General features: G+C 56.4%; 11 protein-coding genes and 4 pseudogenes. 7 read left to right on the top strand and 8 right to left on the bottom strand.

Annotated elements, in window-relative coordinates:
* Positions 1-32 precede the first annotated feature (32 nt).
* Positions 33-1,559 carry an IS66 family transposase gene (gene tnpC / locus J2W17_RS04920; protein ID WP_307330124.1) on the top strand — a complete coding sequence of 509 codons (1,527 nt, stop codon included), beginning with the start codon at positions 33-35 and terminating at the stop codon, positions 1,557-1,559.
* Between the two features lie 36 nt (positions 1,560-1,595).
* Here tnpC (J2W17_RS04920) and J2W17_RS04925 read toward each other — a convergent pair whose 3' ends face one another.
* Entirely contained in the window at positions 1,596-1,985 is a 390-nt protein-coding gene (locus tag J2W17_RS04925; protein WP_307330127.1) for a tautomerase family protein, read from the bottom strand.
* A gap of 102 nt (positions 1,986-2,087) precedes the next feature.
* Here J2W17_RS04925 and J2W17_RS04930 point away from each other — a divergent pair, with 102 nt between their 5' ends.
* On the top strand, positions 2,088-2,930 hold the full coding sequence (locus J2W17_RS04930; protein ID WP_307330130.1) for a LysR family transcriptional regulator: 843 nt from the start codon (positions 2,088-2,090) through the stop codon (positions 2,928-2,930).
* 408 nt (positions 2,931-3,338) lie between these two features.
* Here J2W17_RS04930 and J2W17_RS04935 read toward each other — a convergent pair whose 3' ends face one another.
* On the bottom strand, positions 3,339-4,226 hold the full coding sequence (locus tag J2W17_RS04935) for an AraC family transcriptional regulator (protein ID WP_307330960.1): 888 nt from the start codon (positions 4,224-4,226) through the stop codon (positions 3,339-3,341).
* Positions 4,227-4,433: 207 nt separating this feature from the next.
* On the opposite strand from J2W17_RS04935, the gene J2W17_RS04940 reads away from it, so the two are divergent.
* Together J2W17_RS04940 and J2W17_RS04945 are read left to right on the top strand one after the other, a co-directional pair.
* Positions 4,434-5,183 (top strand): SDR family NAD(P)-dependent oxidoreductase, encoded by a 750-nt coding sequence (locus J2W17_RS04940; protein WP_122386417.1) that lies wholly within the window; start codon positions 4,434-4,436, stop codon positions 5,181-5,183.
* A gap of 61 nt (positions 5,184-5,244) precedes the next feature.
* A complete protein-coding gene (locus J2W17_RS04945; RefSeq protein ID WP_307330135.1) occupies positions 5,245-6,459 on the top strand; it encodes an MFS transporter in 1,215 nt (404 codons plus the stop codon).
* Here J2W17_RS04945 and J2W17_RS04950 read toward each other — a convergent pair.
* From J2W17_RS04950 to J2W17_RS04960, 3 pseudogenes are all read right to left on the bottom strand, one after another.
* A pseudogene (locus J2W17_RS04950) lies at positions 6,446-7,341 on the bottom strand (AraC family transcriptional regulator). The gene J2W17_RS04945 and the pseudogene J2W17_RS04950 sit on opposite strands and share 14 nt — an antisense overlap.
* Positions 7,342-7,718: 377 nt before the next feature.
* Positions 7,719-8,451, bottom strand: a pseudogene (gene tnpC / locus J2W17_RS04955) (IS66 family transposase); the annotation flags it as partial.
* Between the two features lie 56 nt (positions 8,452-8,507).
* Positions 8,508-8,597 (bottom strand): annotated as a pseudogene (locus tag J2W17_RS04960) (IS66 family insertion sequence element accessory protein TnpB); the annotation flags it as partial.
* A gap of 174 nt (positions 8,598-8,771) precedes the next feature.
* On the opposite strand from J2W17_RS04960, the gene J2W17_RS04965 reads away from it, so the two are divergent.
* Positions 8,772-10,055, top strand: coding sequence for an AAA family ATPase (locus J2W17_RS04965; RefSeq protein WP_307330138.1), 1,284 nt, complete (start codon positions 8,772-8,774; stop codon positions 10,053-10,055).
* Between the two features lie 68 nt (positions 10,056-10,123).
* Here the strand turns inward: J2W17_RS04965 and J2W17_RS04970 are convergent, their stop codons facing one another.
* Complete coding sequence (locus J2W17_RS04970) at positions 10,124-11,947, bottom strand: NAD(P)/FAD-dependent oxidoreductase (RefSeq protein ID WP_307330141.1); 1,824 nt, start codon at positions 11,945-11,947, stop codon at positions 10,124-10,126.
* Between the two features lie 243 nt (positions 11,948-12,190).
* On the opposite strand from J2W17_RS04970, the gene J2W17_RS04975 reads away from it, so the two are divergent.
* Entirely contained in the window at positions 12,191-14,086 is a 1,896-nt protein-coding gene (locus J2W17_RS04975) for a sigma-54-dependent Fis family transcriptional regulator (protein WP_307330144.1), read from the top strand.
* A 302-nt stretch (positions 14,087-14,388) separates the two neighbouring features.
* Here the strand turns inward: J2W17_RS04975 and J2W17_RS04980 are convergent, their stop codons facing one another.
* Together J2W17_RS04980 and J2W17_RS31245 are read right to left on the bottom strand one after the other, a co-directional pair.
* Positions 14,389-14,631: an AbrB/MazE/SpoVT family DNA-binding domain-containing protein gene (locus J2W17_RS04980; protein WP_307330147.1), complete on the bottom strand. Its 243-nt coding sequence runs from the start codon at positions 14,629-14,631 to the stop codon at positions 14,389-14,391.
* A gap of 55 nt (positions 14,632-14,686) precedes the next feature.
* Positions 14,687-14,767 (bottom strand): hypothetical protein, encoded by an 81-nt coding sequence (locus J2W17_RS31245; RefSeq protein WP_444965458.1) that lies wholly within the window; start codon positions 14,765-14,767, stop codon positions 14,687-14,689.
* A gap of 309 nt (positions 14,768-15,076) precedes the next feature.
* On the opposite strand from J2W17_RS31245, the pseudogene J2W17_RS04985 reads away from it, so the two are divergent.
* A pseudogene (locus J2W17_RS04985) lies at positions 15,077-15,190 on the top strand (zinc-binding alcohol dehydrogenase family protein); the annotation flags it as partial.
* Positions 15,191-15,284: the final 94 nt, after the last annotated feature.

Genomic DNA, 15,284 nt, shown 5'->3' on the forward strand with positions numbered 1-15,284 from the left:
AAGCAGCGGGCTGCTTTGGTAAAATCCACACCATGACTTCCTTGCCCGATCTCGACCAAATGACCCACGAACAACTGCGCACACTGGCTGCGCAGTTGATGTCCAAGGTCGACACCCAGAGCCGAAAGATCCATCGTAATGAAACGATCATCGAGCAGCTCACTCACGAGATCGCCATCCTTAAACGCCACAAGTTCGCCAAGCGCAGCGAGCAGATCAGCCCGGCGCAAGGCAGCTTGCTCGACGACCTGCTCAATACCGACCTCGAAGCCATCGAGTCCGAGTTAAAAGCTCTTCATCCCGCTCCTGCACAGACAGAGCCACGCCAGCAACCCAAGCGCGCGCCGTTGCCAGTGCAGTTCCCACGCACTGTGATCCATCACGAGCCGGACAACACCCAGTGCGCGTGCGGCTGCCAGCTTCAGCGCATCGGTGAAGACGTCAGCGAAAAGCTGGACTACACACCGGGCGTGTTTACCGTCGAACAGCACGTTCGCGGGAAATGGGCCTGCCGGCAGTGCGAAACACTGATCCAGGCCCCGGTACCGGCGCAGGTGATCGACAAGGGCATCCCCACTGCCGGCCTGCTGGCGCATGTGATGGTGGCGAAGTTCGCCGACCATCTGCCGCTGCATAGACAGGAGAAGATCTTCGGCCGTGCCGGCCTGGCCATACCGCGCTCGACACTGGCGCAGTGGGAGGGTCAAACCGGCGTGCAGCTCCAGCCCCTGGTCGATGCGCTGCGCGAAGTGGTGCTGGCCCAGCGCGTGGTTCACGCCGATGAAACGCCGGTACAAATGCTGGCGCCCGGCGAGAGGAAAACTCACCGCGCTTATGTCTGGGCCTACAGCACTACGCCGTTCTCGGCCTTAAAGGCCGTGGTCTATGACTTCAGCCCCAGCCGTGCTGGCGAACATGCGCGTAATTTCTTGGGCACCTGGAACGGCAAGCTGGTCTGTGATGACTTTGCCGGCTACAAAGCCAGCTTTGAGCTGGGCATTACCGAGATCGGCTGCATGGCCCATGCACGCCGTAAGTTCTTCGACTTGCATGTAGCCAATAAAAGCCAATTGGCGGAGCAGGCGCTTCACTCGATTGGTGGGCTGTACGAAGTCGAGCGACACGCCAAGGAAATGAGCGACGAAGAGCGTTGGCGACTACGCCAGGAAACGGCGGTGCCCATTGCTGAAAAACTGCATGAGTGGATGCTGGCCCAACGCGAGCTTGTGCCCGATGGTTCGGCTACGGCCAAGGCCCTGGATTACAACCTTAAACGCTGGTTAGCGCTGACGCGCTACCTTGAGGATGGGGCTGTACCCATCGACAACAACCAGATCGAGAACTTGATCCGACCGTGGGCGCTTGGGCGGTCGAACTGGTTGTTTGCTGGGTCGCTGCGCAGCGGCAAACGGGCGGCGGCGATCATGAGCTTGATCCAATCGTCGCGCATGAATGGGTATGATCCGTATGCCTATCTCAAGGATGTGCTGACGCGGCTGCCGACGCAGCGGGCGAGTGAGATCGGGCAATTGCTGCCGCATCAGTGGGTGCCGGCCTAGCTTACACAAGGTGAGCTGGGCGGAGGCTTACCTTTTTCATCCCCATAGTTTCTCCGCTTGCGGCACTCCGCCATAGCCATACGCCGTAGCACGCACGTCTATGATGTGGACGTTCGAATGAGGGTGTACATTCCCAACGCGCTCTGAGAGCAAATCATACGACTCACGCTGATAGCGCCGTTTCTGCGCCACTGTGGTTGTCTCGTCGGTAATCGTGATCTCCAGGCGAAAGCTATTTCGCCCCAAGTTCTCAAGCGATTTACTGTCGATAAACCACAAACTAGGATCAACGAACCCAACGATCACCATCGTTTGAGATGGCTGCTTGTCCAGAACGCGTGCAGTCAGTTCAGTCAGCTCGTGGCTGAGTTGGGACGCTAAGGCAGCATCAGGCGCCCCAGATAAGGTCAGGGTGATACCAGGCATTTCAGTAATCCTCGTAAGTGATGTACCAGTAACTTAGCCTTTGAACATCATCCTAAAAAGCGGGAAAATCAGTGTTCATCTTCCTGTTTATCCGGAACTTGCATGTACCACTTCGATCTTAGCCAGCTCTACGTCTACTTGGCGGTCTGTAACGCAGGCAGTATCTCTGCAGCCGCTCCGGCTCTGTTTCGCTCGACCTCCGCCATCAGTGAACAACTGCGGAAGCTGGAAGATGCCATCGGAGTCGAGTTGCTCATTCGAAGCAAGCAAGGCGTCCGCCCCACCCCTGCGGGTGAACGACTTTTGCGCCACGCCAAGCAGATCCTCACCCTGGGAGAGCGGGCGCTGTCTGATGTTCGAGGCGAACAATTCGAAGGTGAGATACGCTTGGCGATAACCGATTACTTCCGCCCCGACGACATTGCCGGGCTACTGAAAAAACTACGTGAATGGCATCCACGGCTTCGACTTCATGTGGTGATGAAAAAGAGTCTGGAAATTGACCAGGCAAGTGACTACCTAGACATTGGCTTGGCCATGCGTTTCAACGAGCGCGTGTTCACATCCAGCACCTTTGAGGTGAGGCGGGAACCACTGCAATGGGTAGCCGCTTCTGGCTGGGTTCCAGAGCCTGGGCAGCCGCTACCACTGCTCGCGATCAGCGGGTGCGGATTGTCGGAATACAGTTGCCAAGTGTTGGAACGCGACCATGTCGGATATGAGATCGTTTACTCGACCTCAGGGGTGGCGGGGTTGCAATCGGCATTGAGGGCAGGGCTTGGCATTGCGTGCCTAAACGCGAGTGCCATACCGCTTGGCGTCGAGCCCTACAGGGCTGGCCTGCCTGCGTTGGCGCAAGCCAGGTTCCTGCTACTTCCTCCGCGTAAGGGGGAGTCTGCGCTAGTGGAAAATGTGCGGCAATTGTTGCTGGGTTATCTCGCATAAGGTTCGAGATAAGACAATCCTCGTTTCAGGCACATCCATATGCCTACCTGTAGGATGTGCTGACGCTGCTGTCGACGCAGCGGGCAAGTAGGATTTTAGGGCTGCTGCCACACAGGTGGTGTCGCCGTGCAAGACGACTTGCCCGGACGCATACAGAGTATGCGTCCGGCAAAGTCATCTAGTAAAAGTTTAGGCTAGGCAAAACCTTCGGAACTCAGTCCCAAAGAGGCTGTGTAGTGCCGATAAATTTTAGATTTAGCACAGGCGCGCGCAAATCAATTTTGGCGAAGATTTTTAAACACTCTTGGCCGGTAGCTGCCATGTGAAGGACTGATAGTGACGTCAAGGGCAGACATTATTTAGAGCCAACCTTGCGCCGACGCACAAGACAATGTGGCATCAGTTGGCTTACGGCATTTCCGTCGTGTCTACGTTGCTTCCATCTGCTGGCGATCTGAACCTGGCTGCATCTCGCGCTGGAGGAAAACCAAATAAACGGGCGTACTCCCGACTGAATTGTGAAGCGCTTTCATAGCCAACGGTAAATGCGATGGAGGAGGCATTTTGGGTTTCAAACAGCAGCAGCCAGCGCGCTTTTAGCAAACGCAGTTTTTTTTGGTACTGGATGGGCGTCATCGTCGTGACAGCTTTGAAATGTCGATAAAAGGCTGCCACGCTCATGTCGGCCATGGCGGCGAGCGGCTCCACGCGAAAGGGCTCGGTGTAGTGCTCGCGAATCCATTGGGTGGCGCGGCGAATTTGCACAAGGCGTCCTTCAGGACGAGCGAGTTCACGCAACACCGCACCCAGTGGGCCCTGCAATGCGCGGAATAGAATTTCACGCTCAATCATCGGTGCTAGAACCGCAGCCTCATTCGGGCGATCAATCAGCCGCAGCATACGCAGCCAAGCGTCGATCATGTCTGACGATGCGGGCACTGGTGCAAAGCACTTCGCCGGCGCTTGCGCGGCTTCTGTACTACTGCCTTCCATCAGAGACGCAATAACTGTTGTGTTCAAGTCCAAACTCAGTGCCAGGTAAGGCTGCTGCGGCCCGCTCGGGTAAATCTCGCCGGTAGCTGGCACGTCAACCGGCACCACGAAGTAGGTCGCCTCGCCGTAGTTCAGAACTCGGTCACCGATAGTCAGCGTTTTTTCGCCTTGAAGAACAATGTGCAGCATGGGCTGGTAAACCCTACTGGCACATGCTTCTGCCTTGACCATGGCCACGCGCGGCAGGCCGGTTTCAGTCCAGGTGTGTTGCGCACGCATGACGATGCTGCGCAGTTCATCCATGGGTGTGATGGGAGGATTAGTCATGGTCGCAACATGGCGTATCCCCGAGCGTCGCGCAAGCGCGCTGATAAGAACAGGCAAGGATTGGATAGGAACCGGCAAAGGTTTGATCGGACGTTGACTGAATACTGTTGGTAGGCGGAAAGGGCTGAACCCTTAACCGTAGCGAGCTTTGCAAATCATCAGTCAACTTAAGAAGGTCACCCCATGAAACTTGAAGGAAAAATTGCCGTTGTCACCGGCGCCTCCAAAGGTATCGGCGCAGGTATCGCAAAAGCGTTAGCCGCGCAAGGCGCTACGGTTGTTATCAATTACGCCTCAAGCAAGCCGGAGGCAGACGCAGTTGTTGCTTTCATCCAAGAGAACGGCGGCACAGCCATCGCAGTTCAAGCGGACATGAGCAAAGGCGCTGATGTAACGCGCTTGTTCGAAACTGTTGCCACTGAGTTCGGCACCCTGGATATTCTGGTGAATAACGCGGGTGTTGCGGTGTTTCAGATGATTGAAGACCTTACCGAGGACGCGTTCCATCATCAATTCAATGTCAACGTTTTGGGTTATCTGCTAGCTGTCCGTGAGGCAGTGAAATTGTTTGACGGCAAGGGCAGCGTCATCAATATCAGCTCTATCCTCAGCACCGATCCGTACTTGGCATCAAGCGTCTATTCGGCAACCAAGGGGGCTGTGGACACGTTGACCTTTGCCTTGGCGCGTGAACTCGGCGCGAAAGGCATCCGCGTCAATTCTATCCTGCCCGGTCACACCAATACGCCGCTCACCAAAGGCAATTTCGACGGTGAGTTTGGCGAAAAACTGATCGCCGGCACGCCGCTAGGCCGCTTTGGCGAGCCTGAAGATATCGCGCCATTGGCCGTGTTCCTGGCGTCCGAGGATTCGCACTGGGTTACTGGTGAATCGATCCGAGCATCGGGTGGCGTGCGTGGGGTTGGTTACTAACGCCCCCTTATACGCATCAGGCGCAACCCGTGTGCGCCTGTATTGTCAGAAGGCTTCAATCATGACCCAAACAGTTCTGGTGGATTCAAACACCACCTCAGCATTAACACCTGCTCCGGCGCCATGGAGTGCAGTGGCCGCCATCGGCATTGGCGCTTTTGCGCTGGTCACGGCGGAGTTCCTGCCCGTGGGCTTACTGCCGCAAATCGCCAACGATCTGGCGATAACGCAGGGACAGGCAGGTCTCATGATCACCATTCCCGGTGTGGTGGCTGCATGCTCTGCGTTGTTGACCATAGGTCTTACCAACGCCTTTGATCGCAGCCATGTCCTCTGGGTATTGCTCAGTTTGCTCGTCGTTTCCAACTCGCTTATCGCCTGCGCAAATGGTTTGCCGTTACTGTTGCTAGGCCGTGTTGTGCTGGGTGTTGCAGTCGGTGGCTTTTGGACAATTGGTGTTTCGCTCGGTGCACGGCTTCGGCCTGACGCGGTGGGGAAAGCGACATCCATCGTTTTTTCAGGCGTTACGTTGGGCACTGTTGCCGGCGTTCCAGCGGGAACGATGCTCGGTGCTTTATTTGGATGGCGCATGAGTTTTGCGGTGTCAGCTGTTTTAGCCGCGTTGCTGGTGTTGGCACTGGTTAGGCTTCTTCCAGCTATCCGTCCCGAGCCGTCATCAGGGTTAACGCACGTTCCAAGCGTATTGAAGATACCTAACGTGCAACTTGGTCTGGTGGCCGTGGCGCTGATTTTTACCGGGCAGTTCTGCGCTTACACCTATTTCGCCGCATACTTGGGAGAGGTGAGCGGCGTTGAACCCAGTGCACTCAGTGCGCTACTTCTCACCTACGGCATTGCCGGGATTCTCGGCAATCTGTTTTGCGGTTGGTGGGTCGGACGAAATCTGCGCCTGGCAGTATTGAGTACATCATTGGTTCTGGGCTGTTCGATGCTGTTGTTAGCGGCCATAGGAAAAAATCCAGCAGCTGTCACCCTCGCAGTCGTGATGTGGGGCTTCGGCTTTGGGATGCTACCTATCGCGATCCAGAGTTGGATTTTCAACGCTGCGCCTAATCACTTGGAAAGTGCTGCGGCACTATTCGTCTCCATGGGCCAGTTATTTATGGGTGCTGGGGCATTGGTTGGCGGAATCACCGTCGATAATTACGGCTTGACGAGCGCCGTTTGGGTTGGCGCAGCGGGAACGTTGTGCGGCTCGTTATGGATCATCGCGCGCTTTTTTAGCGGTACGCCTGTATTGCTCAGTCAGCCCTGAACGGCTTGACCTCGGCTTGAATTCTGGCGGTATCTCGCGCAGGCGGCAGACCGAAAACACGCGTGTAATCACGGGTAAATTGGCTGACACTTTCATAACCCACTTTGAAAGCGGCGCTGCTGACGCTGCCGGGATTGGTCATCATCAGGGTTCGCGCCTGAAGTAACCGAACCCGCTTCTGATACTGCAATGGGCTTAGGGTGGTGATGGATTTGAAGTGGCGATGAAACGCCGACACGCTCATGGCGGCTTTGCTGGCAAGGCTCTCTACGCGGATAGGGTCGGCAAAGTCTTTGCGTATGTGCTGAATCGCCACACTGACCTTAGCCATAGCAGTGTCCGGTGCAGCGATGTCTCGTAACATCCAGCCGTGAGGCCCTTGTAACACCCGAAAGAGAATTTCACGCTCGTAAATCGGGGCCAGGGCCGCGACCTCATCAGGTGTCTCCATCAAGCCCAACATCCGCACCCACGCATCCATCAATTTCGGCGTAACGGCTGCGACTGAAAACCCCGCGTTGTCTTCGAAAATCTCGGTGCGTTTGGGCAGATCAGACATCAATGTGGAAAGCACCGTCGGATCGAGTGTCAGGCTAACAGCGAGGTACGGCTCCCCCGTTGGTGCAGGATGCAGGGTGCCCACGGCGGGCAAATCGACTGACATCACAAAGTACGTGGCCGGATCGTAGCGCAAAGTACGCTCGCCAACGGTCATTGCTTTGCTGCCCTGCAAAATGAGGTTGCGTAAACGGCAGCCAGCAAATGCTTGGGAACATCCCCCTGAATCATCGAGACGCGGGGAATGCCTGTTTCAGTCATACGGTTCTCTGCCTTCGAAGCTAGACGTCGCAGCTCGTTCAGTGGTGTGTCCTTGGCCAACATGGTGATCTCCGTCGTTTTTGCGTTATAAGCGAAAGGTAGGAACAGGCAAGTGCGGGGTAGGAATGCCTTCGCCCGCGCCCATGCCACGCTCTACTGTGGTAACTCATCTAAACCACAGCGGAGTCCGCCACCTGCTCACGGCAGCACATGAGAATGTGCTGCCGAGTGCTCCACCAGCCAATCCATAGACGCGTGGACACGAACACTAAGGTGACAGTCTTGCATGTACATCACCGAAAGCGTCCGGGGCTCGCATGGATGCCCCTAACCCCTCCATACCGGCGGCCATGCAAGCATTGGTGTCATTCGGCGGTAACGATGTAGTTACTACGGATATCTCCCCGGTCGTGTGCGGCCAGGCATCATGCCTTGCGGGATTAAAACAATTGCCACTTATGCGGCAGCAGCCCCCCATCTCACTCGCCCGCTGCGTTGGCAGTCGCTTGAGAACGTCCTTAAAATAGGCATACGGATCGTGTCCATTTAGCCGTGCCGATTGGATCAAACTCATGACCGCCGCCGCCCGTTTTCCGCTGCGTAGTGAACCCGCAAATAACCAGTTCTTGCGACCTAACGCCCAAGGTCGGATTTGGTTTTCAGCCCAGTTGTTGTCAATGGGTACGGCCCCGTCATCCAGATAGCGCGATAGCGCTGCCCAGCGTTTCAGGCTGTAATCCAAAGCTCTAGCGATAGCCGAACCATCATGTACGATCTGGCGCTGGGCGATCATCCAGGCATGTAGCGCTTCCATTACCGGCACGGCTTTTTCTTGCCTTATTAAGCGACGTAAATCCGGTTCCAGATCGCGGACTTCACGCTCGATTTCGTACAGCATCTGGATGTATCGCAAGGCTTGTTCCGCCGTTTGGCTTTTGTGCGTGGCGTGCAGCTCGAAAAATTTGCGCCGCGCATGGGCCATGCAGCCGATCTCGGTCACGCCGAGTTCAAAACTGGCCTTGTAGCCGCCGAAATCGTCGCAGACCAACTTGCCTTTCCAGCATCCAGAAAATTGCGGGCGTGTTCGCCTGCGCGGCTGGGGCTGAAGTCATAAACGACCGCCGCCAAGTCCGAAAATTGGCTGGTGGCGTAGGCCCAGACATAAGAACGATGAGCCAGATACCCACCCCGTCATGCACCAACACTTTCATGCGATTGGCGCGGCGATTGGCGAACAAATAAGCACAGTGCGGCTGCGCCGCACCGAACACCGAAACCACCCGCGCCAAGGCGGTTTCGGTACCAGCGCGCATGTCCATGGGCTCAGTGGCGAGCCATATGGAGCCGCTTGCGTTCCCTCAAAAAGGTCACTTGAGGCGCTAGGCACAAGTGCCTAATAGGCAATAATCGAAGCCTACCAGGCACATCCGAGCATTATTTAGGCATGAAGTACTGCCTAATTCATGACGTCCGAACGGTTGGAGACACAGCCCATGCTAAAAAGCCTCACCCTTGAAGGCGTTGGCCCTGCGGAGCGGCTGGTAATTGACTTCAAATCGCGCCTTAATTTTCTAACCGGTGACAATGGCCTGGGTAAAAGTTTTGTGTTGGATATTGCGTGGTGGTCGTTGACGCGTACCTGGTCGAGAGAAGCAATTGCTACTCCTCGTAAAAATTCCGAGCAATCCAATATCACTTACTGCTATGAAGGCAGTACTGGCGATTTCTCCTTCAAAAGCCGCTTCGATCATGAGACGCAGCAATGGTCGGTCAAGCAAAGTCGTCCAGAGATTCCTGGCGTCGTGATCTATGCGGGCGTAGACGGAAGTTTCTCGGTCTGGGATCCGGCACGAAATTATTGGAAGAGCGATACAGGGGAAGCCCCCGCGCCAAACCGTCCTCGCAGTTTTGATTTTTCACCCGACGCAGTATGGAATGGATTGCTGTCCAGCGATGGCAAGACCCAATTGTGCAATGGCCTGATCAGCGATTGGGTTTTGTGGCAAGAAGGAGGCAAGCCCGCCTTTGACGATCTGGTAAAGGTGTTAGACGCACTCTCGCCTTCGGGCATAGAGAAGTTGACCCCCGGTGCTCCAATGCGTGTGGGAGAGAGCGTCAGGGAGATTCCCTCTCTCAGAATGGCTTATGGACAAGACGTGCCTTTGACTCTCGCCTCGGCAGGGATGCGGCGTATTGCGGCGCTGGCTTATCTTCTGGTCTGGACGTGGCGAGAGCATCAAGTAGCCTATGAACGTTATCGGGTACCGCCAGCAAGAGAAATCATTTTCAAAGTGGAGCGGGCGGACGAACCGCAAAATTTCGATGTGAATGTTAGACAGCCAGGGCTTCGGGCTATAGCTGAGCTGGTAGGAGAGGCGGACTTGCCCAAGCGTGCGGGACGACCAAGAAAGGTCGTAGCCCAGGCAAGAGACGCAATACCGGCGGATAAATTTCCGGCGATATGGACAGAGGCATTGCCAGAGTTGATGGAGGCGTATAACCGACTCTGTGCCTACGTCTGTATTTATATCGAGCCCGTTACGGGTGGAGCATCGGTTGACCACATGCTGCCCAAGTCGCTTGCCTGGCAAGACGTTTATGAGTGGCATAACTACCGATTGGCATGCACTTTGATGAACGCACGAAAGAACAACTATGAAAATGTTCTGGATCCATTTGAGGTTGAGGATGGATGGTTTCGCCTCAAGCTGACCGGTTACCAGGTCATCCCCGGGATCGATCTTGATCCAGCTATCCACGCTCGAAAGCTCCTGTAGCGCTTCGTCCGGAATGCGTCCGGGACATTGTGGAAAGGCGCCCAACCAAAGGCTGGGCGCCATTTGACTCAGCCAGTGTGGTGACTCTCGGCAAGGCCGTAGACGGAGGTGTCGATGCCTTCGAAGCGCGCCTTCAACTGCAGCGCCAGATACAGCGAATAGTGCCGTGACTGATGCAGGTTGCCACCGTGGAACCAGAGGTTTTCCTGCTGTGTTGGCTTCCACATGTTCCGCAGTTCGCCCTCGTACGGGCCAGGATCATTCGTGGTTTCAGAACCCAAGCCCCAGCAGCGGCCGACCTTGTCAGCCACTTCCTGGGAAATCAGCTTCGCCGCCCACCCATTCATTGAGCCATAGCCCGTGGCGTAGACGATCAGATCTGCCGGTAGTCGGCTGCCATCGTTGAGTACGACGGCATCTGTTTCGATGCGTTCGACACCCAGGCCAGGCGCGCTCTTGAGCTTGATCGTGCCGTTGGCGATCAGTTCCGAGGCACCGACGTCGATGTAGTAACCAGAGCCACGGCGCACGTATTTCATGAACAGACCAGAGTCGTCGTCACCGAAGTCGAGCATGAAGCCAGCCTCGGACAAGCGCCCGTAGAAGTCCTTGTCACGCTCCTTGATCGCGTCAAAGACGGGTTGATGAAAACTGGGCATTACCTTGTAGGGGATCGAGGCAAACAGCATGTCAGCCTTGTCCGTGGTCAACCCCGTCTCCAGGGCGTCTTCCGAGTAGAGCCCGCCGAAGACCAGATCCATCAAACTGTCGGAACGCACGATGTGGGTGCTCGAGCGTTGCACCATGGTCACCTCGGCGCCGTTCTCCACCAGATCGGCGCAGATATCGTGAGCCGAATTGTTCGCACCGATGACCACTGCGCGCTTGCCGCTCCAGGCGTCTCCACCGGGATGGCGACTGGAGTGATGCTGCTGGCCATTGAAATCCCCGGCACCCGGATAAACAGGAACATTGGGTACGCCAGACATGCCGGTGGCGAGGATCAACTGGGTCGGCTGTAAAGTTACACGCTCGCCATCGCGCTGCACTTCAACATTCCAGGTGCCACTTTGCTCGTCAAAGCTGGCGCTCACGCATTCTGTACGCGGCCAATAATTGAGCTCCATGACTTTGGTGTACATTTCCAGCCAGTCGCCAATCTGGTCTTTTGGGGTGAAGACCGGCCAGTGATCGGGGAAGGGCAGGTAAGGCATATGGTCATACCAGACAGGGTCGTGCAGGCACAGCGACTTGTAGCGGCCGCGCCACTGATCGCCAGGACGATCGGCCTTATCGACGATCAGGGTTGGCACGCCCATTCGCTTGAGTCGCGCAGCGAGTCCCAGCCCCCCTTGGCCGCCGCCCACGATCAGGCAATAGGGCTGGGTGGTGAAACCTAGCGAAGCTTCTTCATCGCGTCGACGCTCCAGCCAGTTGCGTTTGTCGGCGTGGGCGTGACCATGACTGGCGCCCATCGGCCGACGGCGGCCACTGGGTTCTTCAAAACCTTTGAGTTCACGCATGGTCGTCAGCAGCGTCCAGCACAGGCCTTCCTTCAGGCGCACGTAGCCTTTACCTCGCGCCGCTTCTGTCTCCAGGCTGATCCAACCTTCGAGCACACCGTTATTGAGCGTCGCTTCACCTTCCACTTTCCATTGCTCAGGACGAGTCTGGTCCAGGCGTGTTTCGAGCATGTCCCGGATGGCAGGCTTGCCTTCCAGGGTCACCAGGTTCCAGCTGAAAAGCAGCAGGTCGCGCCAGTAACACTCTTCGGCGAATAGTTCGAGCGCGCCGTCCAGATCACGTTGAGCGAGACACGCGTTGAGGTTTTCGACCCAAGCCGCGAGCTGATGAGTTGGCGTTTGCAGAGGTGTTTCGATAGCGATGTTCATGGCTTCTCCCGTTCTTGTTGTTTTTGTAACAACTTGCCCTTGAGCAAGGCTCGGGCCATGTTCCTGAGAGCCCCGTAGCAGAGCGGCTGGCGCAGTACTGCTCAGGTTTCGACCCGGATCTATGTCACGATTGCGGGAATGGCGGATGACAGAGTGTCACTCGGTACAAAAAGCGCTCATTGCGATCTTTTCATATAAGCTGCGAACAGCCCCGTGTCTTGACCGTAACGGAGAACAAGAACAATGAAGCCGGCCTTGATCAACGCCCATGCACAACAAGTGCTACAAGCCGTGCAGGGCACTATCGCCAGCCACGGCCCTGCCGCTGACCTGGCTATCACACGGTCCTGGCGTCGATGCCTGGATCAGCATCAGCTCGATCCCGCCAGCCGCCGCGCGCCCAATGTAGTTGAGCACCCACGTTTACAGGATCACCGCGCGCCCCTGGAACACATCATCTCCGTGGCGCACTGGCAGATGAGCAGTTTGCACCAGCAACTCGGGCGTGACGGCCACGTGGTGCTACTCACCGATGCTCGCGGTGTGGCGATCGACAGTGTGTTCAATGAATCCGAGCGAGCCGAGTTCCAGCGTTCCGGACTGTGGCTCGGCTCCGTATGGAGCGAGGATTGCGAGGGTACCAACGGTGTCGGCACCTGCCTGGTCGAGCGACAGCACGTCACCATCCGTCGTGATGAACATTTCCGTGGCAAGCACGTCGGCTTGACGTGTTCGGCCAGCCCGATATTCGATGCGAGTGGAGAGTTGCTCGCCGTTCTCAACCTCTCTTCTGTGCGAGAAGAACAAAGTCTTCAGCAGCACTTCAAAGCCATGGCATTGACCAACCTGACAGCCAATTTGATCGAGAGCTGTTATTTCCTGGGGCATGATCCGCAGCGGTACTTGCTGCGCTTCCACCCTGAGGCGGGCTTCGTTGGGCTGTTAGGCGAAGGTCTGCTCAGTTTCGACGAGAGTGCCCGAGTCTGTTCAGTCAATCAGGCTGCGCTGGATCTGCTGGGCCTCAGCCGTGAGCAGGTGGTTGGGCTATCACTGACGATGCTGCTGGAAACGCCTATCGATCAGGTGATGAGTCAGGCCAGCACTCAGCCGAGCGTCTGTTGGCCAATGCGGCTTGTGGACGGACGGCTGCTCTACGGACAGTTGCGCGAACCCTTGCGCCAAGTGCCTTTAGTCATGCCTGCAATCCCCAACATCGACGACGTGCACGTGTGTCTGGAAGACCCGCGCCTGCAACGGGGCTTTGCTCGCGCATTGCGCGTTCTGGAGCGTGACGTGCCGGTGTTTTTACAAGGCGAAACCGGTACCGGCAAAGAAGCTTTTTCTGCGGCACTGCATCGCGCCAGCTCCAGAGCGAGCCAGCCGTTTGTGGCGATCAATTGCGCGGCCATTCCAGAGACGCTGATCGAGAGCGAGCTGTTCGGCTATCGCGGTGGCAGCTTCACCGGCGCACGCAAGGACGGGATGATCGGCAAGCTGGAGCAGGCCCATGGCGGCATTCTGTTTCTCGATGAGATCGCCGATATGCCACTGGCGCTGCAGACTCGCCTGCTGCGTGTGCTGGAGGAACGTCAGGTGGTGCCGCTAGGCGGCGCGACGGCCCGTCCGCTCGACGTACGCCTGATCAGTGCCAGCCACCAGGATCTGCACGCCTGTGTCGCCGATGGGCGCTTTCGCGAAGATCTGTTTTACCGCATCGCCGGGTTCGCCGTGCAGCTCCCGCCGCTGCGTGAGCGTTCAGACAAGGGCCGGTTGCTCGACCTTCTACTGCGCGAAGAGACAAAAGGTGCAAGAATTCGGCTGGATGCTGGAGTTAGAGAACGCTTGTTGACCCATCCCTGGCCAGGCAATGTCCGGCAGCTGCGTACGTGTCTGCGCACACTGGTAGCGTTGGCGTTGGAGGGGCGGGTCACTCTGGACGACCTGGCGGAGTTGCTGCCGGCAACGCCAGCGACAGCCGCGCTGGCCGAAAATCCGCTTGGAGTTTCTGAGCGGCAGACGCTGCTGACGTTGATTGAGGCGGAACATTGGCATATCGCCCGCGTTGCCGCTCGCCTGGGAATCAGCCGCAATACGCTGTATCGCAAACTGCGTCATCACGGGATTTCACGGCCTGGTTGAATGCGGAATGAGTCCATTGCGATTCCTGTCGCTGTGGAGTTGGATTGAGGCGATGGAGGTCGAGTAGGAGAGGGCGCTAATGCTAGTAGCAACCGTGTGTTCGTGCACGACACGATGCCAGCTCCGGGTAACACATATGTGGCCTGCCTCTCTGAAGCTGTTGCAGCGTCAAATTTTTACCCGACACCTGCAAGAATAAAGGCCAAGTGCATCAGGCGTTCGTCAGGTTAGCGCTCAGAAGTTCGGTTGATAGATACGTATTAGCCAGATGTGCTGGTTCCACGAAACGTTTGATTTTCTCCTCATTTGCCTTCGGCGCTACCGTGCTGTTCGTTATCCCAGGCTTCTGTAAGCTCGTCTATTCGATCTGCGATTTGAGGCTTTTTTGATAGGACGAGGCAGCGCGTGTTGCCGACAAATTCTTCTATCAGGTACACAGCGTCGCCGACATCCAGTTCGAGCTCCTGCAAAGCCTCATCGGGAATTCGAATTGCACCATCACCATCCCATTCTTCGATCATGATTTTCATAGGTGGCTTTCTCATGTGTGGTCTCCATTGCGTCTAAGTTGGCAATGGTAACGTGCTTTTGCGTCCAGGCTCAGAGCGCGGCGAGCAAACCTTCGAGCTGTTCACGCTCCCAGGCACTCAATAGGTCAACAGGATCAGCCCCATTGCTCAGCCATTCTGGTGTTTATGTCTGTGGATGGGGGTTGCAGCAAGCTCAAACCTCAAGAACCGAGGCGATAGGGCGTGGATGCTAATGATTTCTTTGGAATCTGGTCATTAGCGGCAAAAGCTGGTTTCAGGTACCGGTGACTCAGGTGTGAGTTACGTTCCTATATACATGATTTTACTTATGGGCCATGTCATATGTTCATAGGCAGGCCGTTAATATGTTCTGCTGCAGGTCCGACGGCTGATGGCGTGGAAATGTTCATCGGTCCAAGTTCATGGAAACCGGGCTGCAGCTTCATGACTGTCCGGCCAGCAAACCACTGTGGGCGAGCACTTCGGTGCAATCAATGCGGCAAACATGCGTCGTGCCCATGCACTGGTTGAAAGCGGCAAAGCCCGGGGCAAGATCGTTCTCGAAGGGTTCTGATTTCACTCATCGGGTGAGGGTGGTTGCGCGTATTTCGATGCATTGGTAGCAGCGCTTCACCGCCACGGCAAATGACCTGCTCGAAGAGCCGTTG

Source organism: Pseudomonas lini (genome assembly GCF_030812475.1).
Classification (GTDB): Bacteria; Pseudomonadota; Gammaproteobacteria; order Pseudomonadales; family Pseudomonadaceae; genus Aquipseudomonas; species Aquipseudomonas lini_A.